14 protein-coding genes are annotated in these 12,903 nt (G+C 72.4%); 6 read left to right on the plus strand and 8 right to left on the minus strand.

Annotated elements, in window-relative coordinates; translation table 11 throughout:
* Positions 1-63: 63 nt before the first annotated feature.
* Genes IE109_RS30235 through IE109_RS30245 form a run of 3 tightly spaced genes read right to left on the minus strand, consistent with a single transcriptional unit; the run spans position 64 to position 3,003 of the window.
* Positions 64-1,287, minus strand: a complete 1,224-nt coding sequence (locus IE109_RS30235; protein WP_229891734.1) for a glycosyltransferase 87 family protein — start codon at positions 1,285-1,287, stop codon at positions 64-66.
* 26 nt (positions 1,288-1,313) lie between these two features.
* Positions 1,314-2,102 (minus strand): ABC transporter ATP-binding protein, encoded by a 789-nt coding sequence (locus IE109_RS30240; RefSeq protein ID WP_189554552.1) that lies wholly within the window; start codon positions 2,100-2,102, stop codon positions 1,314-1,316.
* Complete coding sequence (locus tag IE109_RS30245) at positions 2,095-3,003, minus strand: ABC transporter permease (RefSeq protein ID WP_189554577.1); 909 nt, start codon at positions 3,001-3,003, stop codon at positions 2,095-2,097. Before IE109_RS30245 ends, IE109_RS30240 begins: the two co-directional genes overlap by 8 nt.
* A 164-nt stretch (positions 3,004-3,167) precedes the next feature.
* Between IE109_RS30245 and IE109_RS30250 the strand changes: the two genes are divergently transcribed.
* Both IE109_RS30250 and IE109_RS30255 read left to right on the plus strand, forming a co-directional pair.
* Positions 3,168-3,767 carry a TetR/AcrR family transcriptional regulator gene (locus IE109_RS30250; protein WP_229891736.1) on the plus strand — a complete coding sequence of 200 codons (600 nt, stop codon included), beginning with the start codon at positions 3,168-3,170 and terminating at the stop codon, positions 3,765-3,767.
* Between the two features lie 125 nt (positions 3,768-3,892).
* Entirely contained in the window at positions 3,893-4,537 is a 645-nt protein-coding gene (locus IE109_RS30255) for a dTDP-4-dehydrorhamnose 3,5-epimerase family protein (RefSeq protein ID WP_189554554.1), read from the plus strand.
* A 139-nt stretch (positions 4,538-4,676) separates the two neighbouring features.
* On the opposite strand, the gene IE109_RS30260 is transcribed toward IE109_RS30255, so the two are convergent.
* Complete coding sequence (locus IE109_RS30260; protein ID WP_189554555.1) at positions 4,677-4,847, minus strand: hydrophobic protein; 171 nt, start codon at positions 4,845-4,847, stop codon at positions 4,677-4,679.
* 146 nt (positions 4,848-4,993) lie between these two features.
* Between IE109_RS30260 and IE109_RS30265 the strand changes: the two genes are divergently transcribed.
* On the plus strand, positions 4,994-5,167 hold the full coding sequence (locus IE109_RS30265; RefSeq protein WP_189554556.1) for a CsbD family protein: 174 nt from the start codon (positions 4,994-4,996) through the stop codon (positions 5,165-5,167).
* 59 nt (positions 5,168-5,226) lie between these two features.
* Here IE109_RS30265 and IE109_RS30270 read toward each other — a convergent pair whose 3' ends face one another.
* Positions 5,227-5,637, minus strand: coding sequence for an ATP-binding protein (locus tag IE109_RS30270; protein ID WP_189554557.1), 411 nt, complete (start codon positions 5,635-5,637; stop codon positions 5,227-5,229).
* A 320-nt stretch (positions 5,638-5,957) separates the two neighbouring features.
* Between IE109_RS30270 and IE109_RS30275 the strand changes: the two genes are divergently transcribed.
* The gene (locus tag IE109_RS30275; protein WP_189554558.1) at positions 5,958-6,701 is read left to right on the plus strand and encodes a hypothetical protein; all 744 of its coding nucleotides are present in this window, start codon (positions 5,958-5,960) and stop codon (positions 6,699-6,701) included.
* Between the two features lie 179 nt (positions 6,702-6,880).
* Here IE109_RS30275 and rfbD read toward each other — a convergent pair whose 3' ends face one another.
* Genes rfbD through IE109_RS30290 form a run of 3 tightly spaced genes read right to left on the minus strand, consistent with a single transcriptional unit; the run spans position 6,881 to position 9,785 of the window.
* Positions 6,881-7,732, minus strand: coding sequence for a dTDP-4-dehydrorhamnose reductase (gene rfbD / locus IE109_RS30280; RefSeq protein ID WP_189554559.1), 852 nt, complete (start codon positions 7,730-7,732; stop codon positions 6,881-6,883).
* Positions 7,729-8,718, minus strand: a complete 990-nt coding sequence (gene rfbB, locus IE109_RS30285) for a dTDP-glucose 4,6-dehydratase (RefSeq protein ID WP_189554560.1) — start codon at positions 8,716-8,718, stop codon at positions 7,729-7,731. The genes rfbD and rfbB overlap by 4 nt, the downstream gene beginning before the upstream one ends.
* The gene (locus IE109_RS30290; protein ID WP_189554561.1) at positions 8,715-9,785 is read right to left on the minus strand and encodes a glucose-1-phosphate thymidylyltransferase; all 1,071 of its coding nucleotides are present in this window, start codon (positions 9,783-9,785) and stop codon (positions 8,715-8,717) included. The genes rfbB and IE109_RS30290 overlap by 4 nt, the downstream gene beginning before the upstream one ends.
* A 249-nt stretch (positions 9,786-10,034) precedes the next feature.
* On the opposite strand from IE109_RS30290, the gene IE109_RS30295 reads away from it, so the two are divergent.
* Positions 10,035-11,318, plus strand: coding sequence for a glycosyltransferase 87 family protein (locus IE109_RS30295; RefSeq protein WP_189554562.1), 1,284 nt, complete (start codon positions 10,035-10,037; stop codon positions 11,316-11,318).
* A 35-nt stretch (positions 11,319-11,353) separates the two neighbouring features.
* Entirely contained in the window at positions 11,354-12,898 is a 1,545-nt protein-coding gene (locus IE109_RS30300) for a bifunctional glycosyltransferase/class I SAM-dependent methyltransferase (protein ID WP_189554563.1), read from the plus strand.
* Positions 12,899-12,903 lie beyond the last annotated feature (5 nt).

Below are 12,903 nucleotides of genomic sequence, written 5' to 3' on the forward strand. Positions count from 1 at the left end.
CCGCCCCCGGTACGTGACGAAGGGGCGCCCCGCTGGTCACCGGCGGGGCGCCCCTCGCGCGTGTCACAGCCCCTTGAGCGACGGCGGCCCCGGCACGGTGTCCGCCCACAGCCGCCGGCACGACAGCAGCGCGGCGGCCACCAGCAGCGCGTTGCGCAGCGCCACCACCAGGCAGCCGAGCGGGGTCACGGCGATGACGTCGTCGTACAGGACGGGGTACGCCAGCGCGCTGAGCGCCGCCGCGGGCAGCATCAGCAGCGCGACCGCCCGCTGGCTGGTGTCCCGGCAGGTCAGGCACACCGCCCCGAGGCCCAGCAGCCACACCATGTACTGGGGGCTGATCACCCGGCTGGTCACCGTGAACAGCAGGACCGCGGCGAACGCGGCGTCCACCGGGGTCGCCGCGCTCCACTGCCACGACCGCACCCGCCACAGCAGCAGCCAGCAGAACGCCATCGCGGTGAGCAGCAGCGCGAAGTGGGCCACGCTGGAGGCGTACGGCCCGGCCAGCTCGAAGGCCCCGTACCGGTAGCGGACCTCGCCCGGCCACCACCCGGCCAGCCGCGCCAGCGACAGGGCGGTGCCGCCGACCGACTCGATCTGCACGCCCCGGCTGCCCTGCTGGCGCGTGAAGTCCAGGGTGTGCGTGAACCCGAGCGCGAGGACCGCGCCCAGCACGCCCGCGGCCACCAGCGCCGAGCTCCACGCCCGGCGCGTGAGGTGGCCCCGGGGCGTGCCCAGCAGGGTCAGCAGCGGCCACACCTTGACCATGGCGCCCAGCCCGGCCAGCGCGCCGCCGAGCCGGGCGTGCCCGCCCCGCAGCGCCAGCAGCCCGAGCACCGCGACGGCGGTGACCTGGACGTCGTACCGCGCCAGGGGCAGGTGCAGGAGCAGCGGCAGGCCGGCGACCCACAGCCAGGCCCCGCTGGTGCCGGCCCGCGCGAGGGCGAGGGCGACCACGGCGTCGGCGAGCAGCGTGAGGGCGACGAACGCCTGGTAGTACGTCAGCTCCGGGATCTGGCCCGGGGCCAGGAACACCAGTCCCGCGCCGGGCGGGTACTGCCAGGTGACGTCGTCGGGCGGGAACGTGCCCTGCGAGAGCTGCTGGTACCAGTGCCGGTACAGCAGGTAGACCTCGCGGCCGATCCCGCCGATGCCGAGGGTGTCCTGCCACAGGAGCAGGAGCATCCCGGCGCGCGTGAAGGCCCACACGGCGGTCAGCGGCAGAGCTGAGGACCGGTCCGTGAAGATGGGCGTGCGGCGTGCGCTGATCCTGGTGATGGTCATCGCAGGGAACTTTAGCCCGCTATGACCTATTTCTTCCTGGTGTGTGCCTCATATGCGTCAACGACCTCCCCCGCCGGGCCGTCCTTCAGCAGCCGTCCGGCCTCCAGCCAGATCGCCCGGTCGCACGTCTGGCGGATGGTGGAGTTGCTGTGGCTGACGAGGAAGACGGTCCCGGCCTCCTCGCGCAGCTCGCTGATGCGCTCCCGGCTGCGGCGCTGGAACGACGCGTCACCGGTGGCCAGGGCCTCGTCGATGAGCAGGACCTCGTGGGACTTGGCGGCGGCGATGGAGAACCGCAGCCGGGCGCCCATGCCGGAGGAGTAGGTCCGCATCGGCAGGGAGATGAAGTCGCCCTTCTCGTTGATGCCCGAGAAGTCGACGATCTCCTGGTACCGCTCTTTCACCTCCTCGCGTGACATGCCCATCGCGAGGCCGCCGAGGATGACGTTGCGTTCCCCGGTCAGGTCGCCCATCAGGGCGGCGTTCACCCCCAGGAGTGACGGCTGGCCCCGGGTGTAGATCCGGCCCTCGTTGGTGGGGAGCAGGCCGGCGATGGCCTTGAGCAGGGTGGACTTGCCCGAGCCGTTGGAGCCGATCAGCCCGATCGCCTCGCCCTTGTGGGCGGCGAAGCTGACGCCCTTGACGGCGTGCACCGTCCGGGTGCCGGGCGCCGTGCGGTCGCGGGAGAGGATCCGGCCGAGCGCGGCGGTCGCGCCGCCCCGGCCCGCGCGGCCTGCGCCCTGGACGGTGTAGGTGATGTGCACCCCGTCGGCGACGACGGTCGGCACCCGCTCTTCGGTCTGCGCGTCAGCCACGGCCGTACGTCTCCTCCGCCTGCCAGAAGTACACGAACCCGCCCACCGCGGCGACCAGCGCCCAACCGGTCGCCACCGCCCACACGTGCGGCGGCAACTGGGCGGCGGTGAAGCTGTCGATGAGGGCGAAGCGCACCAGGTCGATGTAGACGGCGGCCGGGTTGCACTCCAGCACCAGCAGCACCGCGTGCGGCAGGTGGTTGTTCGCCAGGACGTGCTCGACGCTCCACATCACGCCGGATACGTACATCCAGGTGCGCAGCAGGAACGGCATCAGCTGGGCGATGTCCGGCGTACGCGCCGCGAGCCGTGCCAGCACCAGCGACACGCCCGTGTTGAACAGGGACTGGAGGAACAGGGCCGGGACGGCCAGCAGCCAGGACCAGCCGGGTGTGACACCGAAGCAGAACAGGATGAGCACCAGCGCGCACAGCGAGAAGACCAGTTGCTGGAGCTGCTGGAGCGCGAGCGAGACGGGGAGGCTGGCGCGCGGGAAGTGCAGGGCCCGTACGAGCCCCAGGTTGCCGCTGATCGCGCGCGTCCCCGCCGTGATCGAACTGGACGTGAAGGTCCAGATGAACACGCCCGTGACCAGGAACGGCACGAAGTCGGGGACACCGGCCCTGGTGTTCATCAGGACGCCGAAGATGAGGTAGTACACGGCCGCGTTGAGCAGCGGGGTCATCACCTGCCACACCTGCCCCAGCCGGGCCTGGCTGTACTGGGCGGTGAGCCGGGCGGTCGCGAAGGCGGTGATGAAGTGCCGCCTCGACCACAGCTGCCGGGTGTACTCGGGCAGTGGGGGGCGCGCGCCGCTGACGGAGAGTCCGTGGCGCAGGGCGAGCGCGCGGAGGTCCTCCCCGTGGTCGCCTCCCGGGCCGTCCTCCTCGCGGTGGCGCACCGGCGGGGGTGCGAGTGTCGGCGTACTCACCAGGCGGTCTCCCTCGGTGTGCGGGCGGGTGCGACGGAACGGGACCGTTTCGTCGCTACGTGGAGCCTAGGCCGACCCGACGACGGAACGCAACCGTCCCGTCGTCACGTGGGGGTGGCGCTATGATCCCGGGCATGAGCACACCGCCGCCCCGCCGGCAGCCCGCCGGAGCCGCCGTACTCCGGGAGGACGTCACCGAGGCCATCCGTGCCGCCGTCTTCGAGGAACTGGCGGCGGTCGGCTTCGCCCGCATGTCCATCGAGGGGATCGCCCGGAGGGCGGGCGTCGGCAAGACCGCCGTCTACCGGCGCTGGAAGTCCAAGCTGTCGCTCGTCCTCGACCTGCTGACCGCCTTCGCCGCCCAGGGCCTCCCCGCCCCCGCCACCGGCTCGCTGTACGGGGACGTCCGCGCCCTGCTGGAGGTCGCCGCGCACGCGCTGCGCCACCCGGTCGCCTCCCAGGTCATCCCGGACCTCCTGGTCGAGGCGGCCCGCCACCCCGAGATCGCCGACACCATCAAGGCGGCCCTGCTGGACGGCCAGCAGGGCGTCGCCGCGCTCGTCGTCCGCGACGCCGTCGCCCGCGGGGAACTGCCCCCGGGCGCCGACCCGGACCGCGCCCTGGACCTGATCGTCGGGCCGCTCTACTGGCGCCTGGTGGTGGTCCGCACGCCGCTGCCCGAGGGGTACCTCGACGACCTGGCGGCCTCGGCGGTCGCGGCGCTGCGCGCCTGACGCCGCCGCTCCCCGGGGGCCCGGCCCCACCCCGCTCCACGGCCGTCACCCGGTCGGCGGCACCGCGGTGACGCCCGGCGCCCACCGGGGTTGAGCCTGCCGACACGAAAGGACGGTGGGCGAGCGTGCGCGAGATGAGCATCGAAGGCGCCTGGGTGAGGGAGCCGCGGATCTTCCGGGACGACCGCGGCAGCTTCCACGAGTGGTTCAGGGCGCCCGAACTCCACGAGGCGGCCGGGTACGGGCTCGGGCTCGCCCAGGCGAACTGCTCGGTCTCCACCCGGGGCACCCTGCGGGGTGTGCACTTCGCCGACGTACCGCCGGGCCAGGCCAAATACGTGACGTGCGTGCGCGGCGCCGTGCTGGACGTGGTCGTCGACCTCCGCACCGGCTCGCCGACCTACCGGGCCTGGGAGGCGGTGCGGCTGGACGACCGCGAGCACCGGGCGGTCCTCCTCGCCGAAGGGCTCGGGCACGCGTTCATGGCGCTCACCGACGACGCCACCGTCGTGTACCTCTGCTCCCAGGGCTACGCCCCCGCCCGCGAGCACGGCGTCCATCCGCTCGACCCCGGCCTCGGCATCGGCTGGCCGGCCGGGCTCACCCCCGTGCTGTCGGCGAAGGACGCCGCCGCGCCCTCGCTCGCCGAGGCCGAGCGGACGGGTCTGCTGCCGGCGTACGACGCCTGCTCGCGCTGGTACGCGGGGCTGCGCGCCGACGCGGCGGGCGCCGCCGACGCACCGCCGCGCGTCCCCGCGACACGCCACTGACCGGGCCGCCCCGCCGGCGGACCCGGAACCCGCATCCGCAGGGCGGGTCCGGAACGCGCGGATGCCCGGGTGCCACCTCGACCGAGGTGGCACCCGGGCATCCGGGTGACGGGGCGTCAGCGCCCGTACGGACTGCGAACTACCAGCGGTACCAGCGACCGCGTGCGCCGCCGTGACCGGCCGGGCGGACCAGGAAGCCGACCAGCCAGACGACCAGCACGATGGCCGCCACCCACCAGAGGACCTTCACGGCGAAACCCGCACCGAAAAGGAGCAGGGCGAGAAGAAGAACGAGAAGAAGCGGGACCATGATTATCAACCTCCGAGGCAGCTTGTGCCCGGCATAAAGAAGATCACACAGCAGGAATCCGATTTTTCCCCGGGGGTTTGTTCCGGCGGATTTCCGGCAACACGACACAGCAATCCCGTAGTCGATTGTGTGGGAGTGTGATTCCGATGGCAGCGGACGAGAAGGCACAGGCCCGGACCGAAAAGGCCAAGGGGAAGGTCAAGGAGACGCTCGGGCGCGCCACGGGCAACGAGCGCATGGAAGCCGAAGGGCGCGCCGAACAGTCCAAGGGTGATCTGCGGCAGGCGAAGGAAAACACCAAGGACGCGTTCCGGCACTGAATCACCGGTCCGTCACGGGTACGGCCCGCCCCCTTCCGGGGCGGGCCGTACCCGCGTTCTCATGAGGCGACCGCCGGGATGAAACAGGCGGTGATGGTCTTTCCGTGCTGCTGGGCGTGGGTGTGCCAGTGGTCCGACAGCGCGTCGACGAGCGCGAGGCCCCGGCCCCCCGGCGAGGTGGTGTCGGGGCTGCGCGGGGCCGGCACCCCGCCGCCGTCGTCGTGCACGCTGACGTGCAGGCACCGGCTGTCCCAGGTCAGTACCAGCTGCGCGGAACTGCGCGCGTGGACATGGGCGTTGGTGATCAGCTCCGACACCGTGAGCAGGACGTCGTCCACCGTCTCGGGGTCCTCCTGGGTCCACCCCAGCGACTCCAGGTGCTCGCGGGCCCAGCTCCGCCCGGCCCGTACACCGCCCGACACGGGAAAGCACCGGGCCCAGCCCACGGCCCTCATCGACGAGTCGGTCATCGTGTCTCCTTTTCGTCCGGAACCGTCCACCCCCGTGTACCCCCGATCGGGAAGGCAACAGCCCCGGCCGCGGGTTGTCATGGCCGGTCGTTTCCCGGGCACACGGGTCGAAGTCAAAAAGCGCCGGACACCAGGGAGTCGGGGTGAGACGTCTCCACGCACGGCTCGGGCTCGTCGGGTGGGCGTCGCCCGAACGGCGGAGGCACCGGTGGCCGCCGGCCACGCCGTGTCCTCGCGGCAAGAGCAAGAGCAAGGGCATGGGCAGGAGCGCGGGCGCGTGGGGCGTCGGCGGAGCGTCAGGGACCGGGGAGGATCGTGTGATGCGCGGAAACCGGAAGAAGTCGAACGCCGTGCTGGCCGCCCTCGTGTGCGCGGGCGTCACCGGACTCGCCGGCTGCGGCGAGAGCGCGCCCGAGCAGCCCTTCGGGGGGCGAAGCGCCGACGAGATAGCGGCCCGGGCGATCGAGGCGACCAAGGACGCCGAGTCGGTCCGGCTGGCGGGCACGGCCCACCAGCGGGGAAGCAGCGTCGCGGTCGACTTCCGGGTCGACGAGCAGGACAACTGCGTCGGCACGATGTCCGGGCAGGGCGCCGCCGCCGAGGTCCGGCAGACCGGGCGGACGGTGTACCTCAAGGGCAACGAGATGTTCTGGAGGAGCGCCCTCCAGGGGCGGCCGGGCACCGACAAGACGATCGCGCAGCTCCAGGGCAAGTGGGTGAAGAGCGCACCGGGCCAGGCCGCCGGTACGCAGGGGATGTGCGACAAGCAGGCCGCGCTCGCCGCGATGGACGGCGACAAGTCCGAGCGCAAGGGGATGCGGAAGGGCGCCACCACCACCGTCGAGGGCAAGGAGGCGCTCGCCCTCCACAAGCGGCAGCCGGGCGGCGAGAAGCTCACCCTGTACGTGGCGACCCAGGGCGAGCCCTACGTCCTCAAGGCGACGACCCAGGGCGGGAAGACGCCCGGCGAGCTGCTCTTCACCGACTACAACGAGAAGGTCGACGTCGCCGAGCCGCCCGCCGGACAGGTGGTCGACCCCGCGACCGTCGCCATGAACCGCTGAGTCCCGTGGCGCGGCCGGTGAAGGCGCTGGACGCGGACCCCGGCCGGCCGTCCGGTGCTTCGCCGGGGCCGGGCCGGTCCTGAGTCCGCTGCTGACCGCCCTGTGGCTGTTCCGCTCCGCGCGGCGGTCCTGAGACACCGGCGGGCCGGCGATGCGGGAGGCCGCCCCGACGCCTCACCTCAGCCCGGTGTGGCCGCCCGGAGGGCCGGGAACGCCCGTCGCAGCGCTTCCCGCCAGTCGCGCAGCGCCGGCAGGTCCGCCTCGCGCCAACGCGCGTGCCCGAGCACGCTGTACGAGGGGCGGGGCGCCGGGCGCGGGAACGCCGCGCTCGCGACCGGGCGGACGCGCGCCGGGTCGGCGCCCAGGAGGCGGAAGGTCTCTCGGGCCAGGTCGTACCAGGTGCCCTCCCCGCCGTTGGTGGCGTGGTACACGCCGGGGGGCGCGCCCACGAGCCGGACCAGCCGGGCGGCCACGTCGGCGCTCCAGGTCGGCTGGCCGCGCTGGTCGTCGACCACGTCGACCGTCTCGCGGGCCGCCGCCAGCCGGATCATCGTCCGGACGAAGTTGCCGCCGCCCGCCCCGTACAGCCACGCCGTCCGCACCACGTACCCGCGCTCGGGCAGGACCTCCAGGACCGCCCGCTCGCCCGCCAGTTTGGTGCGACCGTACGCCGTGCGGGGGCCGGGCACCGCGTCCTCGGCGTAGGGCACGCGCGCGTGGCCGTCGAAGACGTAGTCGGTGGAGACGTGCACCAGGGCGCTGCCGGTGAGCGCGCACGCCTCGGCGAGGTGCCGCACCCCCGTCCCGTTGACCGCCAGGGCGTCCGGCTCGCGCGACTCGGCGTCGTCCACCGCCGTCCACGCGGCGCAGTTGACGACGACGGAGGGGCGCAGCCCCCGCAGCGCGGCCAGGACCGCGTCCCGGTCGGTGACGTCCAGATCGCGCCGGGTCAGGCCCCTCGCGCCGTCCCCGAGGCACGTCAGCACGTCCCGCCCCAGCATCCCGCCGGCGCCCGTGACAACCCAGGTCACAGCGCCGCCCGGTCCAGCAGGGGCTGCCACCAGGAGGGGTTGTCCCGGTACCAGGCGACCGTCTCGGCCAGACCGGTCGCGAAGTCCTTGCCGGGCCGGTACCCCAGCTCGTCACGGATCTTCGTCCAGTCCACCGAGTAGCGCCGGTCGTGTCCCTTGCGGTCCTCGACGTGGTCCACCCGCGACCGGTCCGCGCCGCACGCCTCCAGCAGCAGGTCCGTCAGCTCCCGGTTGGACAGCTCCGTACCGCCGCCGACGTGGTAGACCTCCCCCGCCCGGCCCCGGGTGCGGACGAGTTCCAGCGCCCGTACGTGGTCGTCGACGTGCAGCCAGTCCCGTACGTGCGAGCCGTCCCCGTACAGCGGCACCCGGCCGCCCCGGAGGAGCCGGGTGATGAACAGGGGGACGACCTTCTCGGGGAACTGGTATGGCCCGTAGTTGTTGGAGCAGCGGGTCACGCGCACGTCCAGGCCGTGGGTGCGGTGGTGGGACAGGGCGATCAGGTCGGCCGACGCCTTGCTGGCGGCGTAGGGGGAGTTGGGCCCCAGTGGCTGGGCCTCGGTCCACGAGCCGGTGTCGACCGAGCCGTACACCTCGTCGGTGGAGACCTGCACGACCGTGGAGATACGGTTCCGCACGGCCGCGTCCAGCAGCGTCTGGGTGCCGAGCACATTGGTGCGCACGAACGCCTCGGCGCCGGCGATCGAGCGGTCGACGTGCGACTCGGCGGCGAAGTGGACGATCTGGTCGTGCTCGGAGACCAGCTTGTCGACCAGGACCGGGTCGCAGACGTCGCCGTGGACGAAGCCGAAGCCGGGGTGGTCGCGCACCGGGTCGAGGTTGGCGGGATTGCCCGCGTAGGTGAGCTTGTCGAGGACGGTGACCTGCGTGCCACCGGGGCCGGAGGGCCCGAGCAGCGTACGGACGTAGTGCGAGCCGATGAAGCCGGCGCCGCCGGTCACCAGGACACGGGTGGCGGTGTTCATGCCGAGATCTGCACCTTGCTGTGATCGCCGAGCACCAGACGGTGGGCGGCCGGGATGGGCGGGGCGGGGGTGATTTCGACGTTACGTCCGATGAGGGAGGCCTCGACGCGCCCCACGCCGTGCAGGGAGGAGCCGCTGAGCACGATGGAGTACTCGATCTCGCTGTCCGTGACGCGGCAGTTCTCCGCGATGGACGTGGAGGGGCCGATGTACGAGTTCTCCACGACCGTGCCCGCGCCGATGATGACCGGGCCGACGATCCGCGAGCCCCGCACGGTCGCGCCGCCGCCGATGCGCACCCGGCCGATGATCTCGGTGGCGGTGTCGACGGTCCCCTCGTTGCACGGGCTGAGGAGTTCCAGGACGGACCGGTTCACCTCCAGCATGTCCGCCACGTTGCCGGTGTCCTTCCAGTAGCCGGAGACGACGGTCGAGGTGACGGTGCGGTGCTCGTCGATGAGCCACTGGAGGGCGTCGGTGATCTCCAGCTCGCCGCGCGCCGACGGTTCGATGGAGCGCACCGCCTGGTGCACGGCGGGGGTGAAGAGGTACACCCCGACCAGCGCCAGGTCGCTGCGGGGGTTCGCCGGCTTCTCCTCCAGACGGGCCACCCGGCCGTCGACGTCGAGCTCCGCGACACCGAAGGCGCGCGGGTCGGGCACTTTCGTCAGCAGGATGCGCGCGGCGGGGCGGGTGGCGCGGAACTCCTCGACCAGGTCGGTGATCCCGCCGACGATGAAGTTGTCCCCGAGGTACATCACGAAGTCGTCGTCGCCCAGGAACTCGCGCGCGATCAGCACGGCGTGGGCGAGGCCCAGCGGGGCGTGCTGGGGGATGTACGTGACGACGAGGCCGAAGCGCGAGCCGTCGCCGACGGCCGCCCGGATCTCCTCGGCGGTGTCGGGGGCGACGATGATGCCTACCTCGCGGATGCCGGCGGCGGCGATGGATTCGAGCCCGTAGAAGAGCACCGGCTTGTTGGCCACCGGAACGAGCTGCTTGGCGGACGTGTGCGTGATGGGGCGCAGCCTGGTGCCGGCGCCTCCGGAGAGTACGAGTGCTTTCACTTCACTGGCCTGCCTGTCTGCCTCGGCTGACGGGGACAAGGTGCAGGATGTGAACGAGAGTTGAGCGCCACGAATTACGTCGATTCCTGGGCCATACGTGTGATTCGGCGATTCCGTCCCGGTGCGCGAACACCCACTCAACGCCCATTCCGCACCCATCCGGTGAACTGCTCCGCACCTTAAGTGTGTTAATAGGTGCTTCGCTACGTGTGGTGGGTATTGCTACGTTCGACAACCATGAACGTCCGAATGTCGTCTCTGTCCCGGGACGTACGGAAAGCCCGGATCGTCGTCATCGCCGTCGCGGTGGTCGCGTTCGTGTCGAAAATGGCACTCGCGGCGCACACGCGCGGGCCCGCCGACGTGCGGTTCTTCTGGGGATTCGCACGGGCCATCGCCCGGACGGACCCGGTACGCGTCTACGCCGAGCAGATGCCGTGGCTGCCGGTCTACAACCACCCGCCGCTGGCCGGCTGGATGCTGCTGGGGCTGGAGTGGCTCGCCCAGCAGGGGGTGCCCTGGCGGCCCCTGATCCGCTTCCCGGCGTGTCTCGCCGACCTCGTCACCGTCCTGCTGGTGTTCGCGATCGTGCGGCGGCGGGCCGCCCGGCTGCGCACGGCCGTGTGCTGCGCGGTCGGCGCGGCGCTGTGCCCGGTGCTCGTCGCCACCTCGGGCTACCACGGCAACACCGACTCGGTCGCCGTCATGTTCGCGTTCGCCGCCGCCTACCTGCTCGTCGACCGAGGCAGGCCGGTCGCGGCCGGGCTCGCGGCGGCGCTGTGCATCAGCGTCAAGCTCATCCCCGTCGTCGCCGTACCGCTGCTCTTCGCCACCGCGCTGCGCGCCGGGGGCCGCCCCGTCCTGCTGCGCTTCACCGCCGGGTTCGCCGCGCTGTTCCTCACCGTGTGGGGGCCGGTCATCGCCCTCGTGCCGGCCGGGCTCAAGGCGAACGTCCTGGAGTACGCGGGCGGCAACTTCAGCTTCTGGGGCCTCGTCCGCTTCGCCCGCTGGGCGGGCGTGCCCGAGCCGTACGTCCAGTTGCTGCGCGGCGACGGCCACTTCCTGATCGTCGCGGCGATCATGGCCGTCGGCGTCTGGCTGGCCTGGCGGCGCCCGGCCGACGCGCCGCTCGCCGTCGCCGTCACGCTCGGGCTGCTGCTGTTGCTGAGCACCGCGTCGGGCGTCCAGTACCTGGCCTGGCCGGCGGCCGGGCTGTTCGTCGTCGGCCTGTGGCAGGGCATGGCGTACGGGATCGTCGTCGGCTCCGTCGCCGCGTCGGTCTACTCCGGGCAGCGCCCGGTGCACTGGACGGACACCGAGATGGCCTTCGGCGCCCTGGGCTGGGCGGTCCTCGCCGTCTGCGTCGCCTCGGCGGTCCGGGCCGCCCTGACCGCCGGGCGCCCGCCCGCTGCCTCTGCGGTGCTCCCCCCGGCCCGGCTCGCGCCCACGACCGCCCCGGCCGCCGCCGGGGCGGGACCGGACGCACGGGACGCGGCGGGAACCGCTCCCGCGCCCGCTCCCCACGCCGACTGACCCGCCCCGATCCCCCCGCGAGAGTGGAGAAGCCCGTGACGGATGGCCTCAGCAGCCCCAGCAGCAGCCCCAGGATCGGCATCCTGGTGGTGGCGTACAACGCGGAGGCGACGCTGGAGAAGACCCTCGACCGGATCCCCGCCGACTTCCGGCCGAGGATCGCCGAGATCCTGATCCTCGACGACGCCAGCCACGACGCGACGTTCACCGCCGGCTGCCGCTGGTCCCAGCTCGACGGGATGCCGCCGACCGTCGTCATGCGGCACACCAAGAACCTCGGGTACGGCGGCAACCAGAAGGCCGGGTACGCGCTCGCCGCCGAACGCGGGCTGGACATCGTCGTCCTGCTGCACGGCGACGGCCAGTACGCCCCGGAGCTGCTGCCCCAGATGGTCGAACCGCTGGTGCGCGGCGAGTGCGAAGCCGTGTTCGGGTCGCGGATGATGCGGCCCCGCGACGCCCTGCGCGGCGGCATGCCGCTCTACAAGTGGCTCGGCAACCGGATCCTCACCCGGCTGGAGAACGCCCTGCTCGGATCGGAGCTGACCGAGTTCCACTCCGGCTACCGGGCCTACAAGGTCGACGCCCTGCGGCGGCTGCCCATCGAGCGCAACACCGACGCCTTCGACTTCGACACCCAGATCATCGTGCAGATGGCCGACGCCGGGATGCGCATCGCCGAGATCCCGATCCCCACCTACTACGGCGACGAGATCTGCTACGTCAACGGCCTGCGGTACGCGAAGGACGTGGTCAAGGACGTCCTCGAGTACCGGCTCGCCAAGAAGGGGTTCGGCACGTGCGGCTGGATCCCCAAGCCCGTCGAGTACGCCTTCAAGGAGGGTGACGGCTCCTCGCACGCCGTCATCCTGGACCGGATGCGCGGCCTGCCGCCCGGCCGGGTCCTGGACGTCGGATGCTCCGGCGGCGCGTTCGCCGAACGCCTGGAGGCCCTCGGCCACACGGTCACCGGCGTCGACTGCGTCGAGGTCGAGGGCGTACGGGACAGGTGCTCGGGCGGCTTCCACCTCGCCGACCTGGAGGAAGGGCTTCCCGACGACATCGGCGAGGGGTACGACTACGTCGTCGCCGGCGACGTCATCGAGCACCTCTCCCGCCCCGAACGCCTCCTCGACGAGCTGCGCGGCGTCCTGCGCCCCGACGGGCACGTGCTGCTGTCCGTACCGAACTTCGGCCACTGGTACTCACGGCTGCGCGTCGCCCTCGGCATCTTCGACTACGACCGGCGCGGCATCCTCGACGAGACCCACCTGCGGTTCTTCAGCCGTGCCAGCCTCCGCCGCACGGTGCGGGCCGCCGGGTACGACGTGCTGTCCATCAGCGCCACCGGCGCGCCCTTCTGGTCCGTGCTCGGCGGCGGACCGCCGGCCACGGTCCTCGGCGGGGTGTCGAAGCTGCTGACCCGTCTCCGCCCGACCCTCTTCGGCTACCAGTACGTCGCACTGCTCACCCCGCATGCGGCGCGGACGATCATCGCTGGGGAGCACATCGATGTCCAGGACATCCTCAACCGCCAGTTCGTCCCGGTGGACACCGCCACCCACCGCGTCGGCGTCTGAGGGGC

The sequence above is a fragment of the Streptomyces lavendofoliae genome (assembly GCF_014649735.1).
Classification (GTDB): domain Bacteria; phylum Actinomycetota; class Actinomycetes; order Streptomycetales; family Streptomycetaceae; genus Streptomyces; species Streptomyces lavendofoliae.

Excerpts from the sequence above, each read along its gene's own strand:
- IE109_RS30275 (WP_189554558.1), top strand. The coding sequence starts at position 5,958 with ATGCGCGGAAACCGGAAGAAGTCGAACGCCGTGCTGGCCGCCCTCGTG.
- rfbB (WP_189554560.1), bottom strand. The coding sequence starts at position 8,718 with ATGAACACCGCCACCCGTGTCCTGGTGACCGGCGGCGCCGGCTTCATC.
- IE109_RS30235 (WP_229891734.1), bottom strand. The coding sequence starts at position 1,287 with ATGACCATCACCAGGATCAGCGCACGCCGCACGCCCATCTTCACGGAC.
- IE109_RS30265 (WP_189554556.1), top strand. The coding sequence starts at position 4,994 with ATGGCAGCGGACGAGAAGGCACAGGCCCGGACCGAAAAGGCCAAGGGG.
- IE109_RS30250 (WP_229891736.1), top strand. The coding sequence starts at position 3,168 with ATGAGCACACCGCCGCCCCGCCGGCAGCCCGCCGGAGCCGCCGTACTC.
- IE109_RS30260 (WP_189554555.1), bottom strand. The coding sequence starts at position 4,847 with ATGGTCCCGCTTCTTCTCGTTCTTCTTCTCGCCCTGCTCCTTTTCGGT.
- IE109_RS30270 (WP_189554557.1), bottom strand. The coding sequence starts at position 5,637 with ATGACCGACTCGTCGATGAGGGCCGTGGGCTGGGCCCGGTGCTTTCCC.
- IE109_RS30295 (WP_189554562.1), top strand. The coding sequence starts at position 10,035 with ATGTCGTCTCTGTCCCGGGACGTACGGAAAGCCCGGATCGTCGTCATC.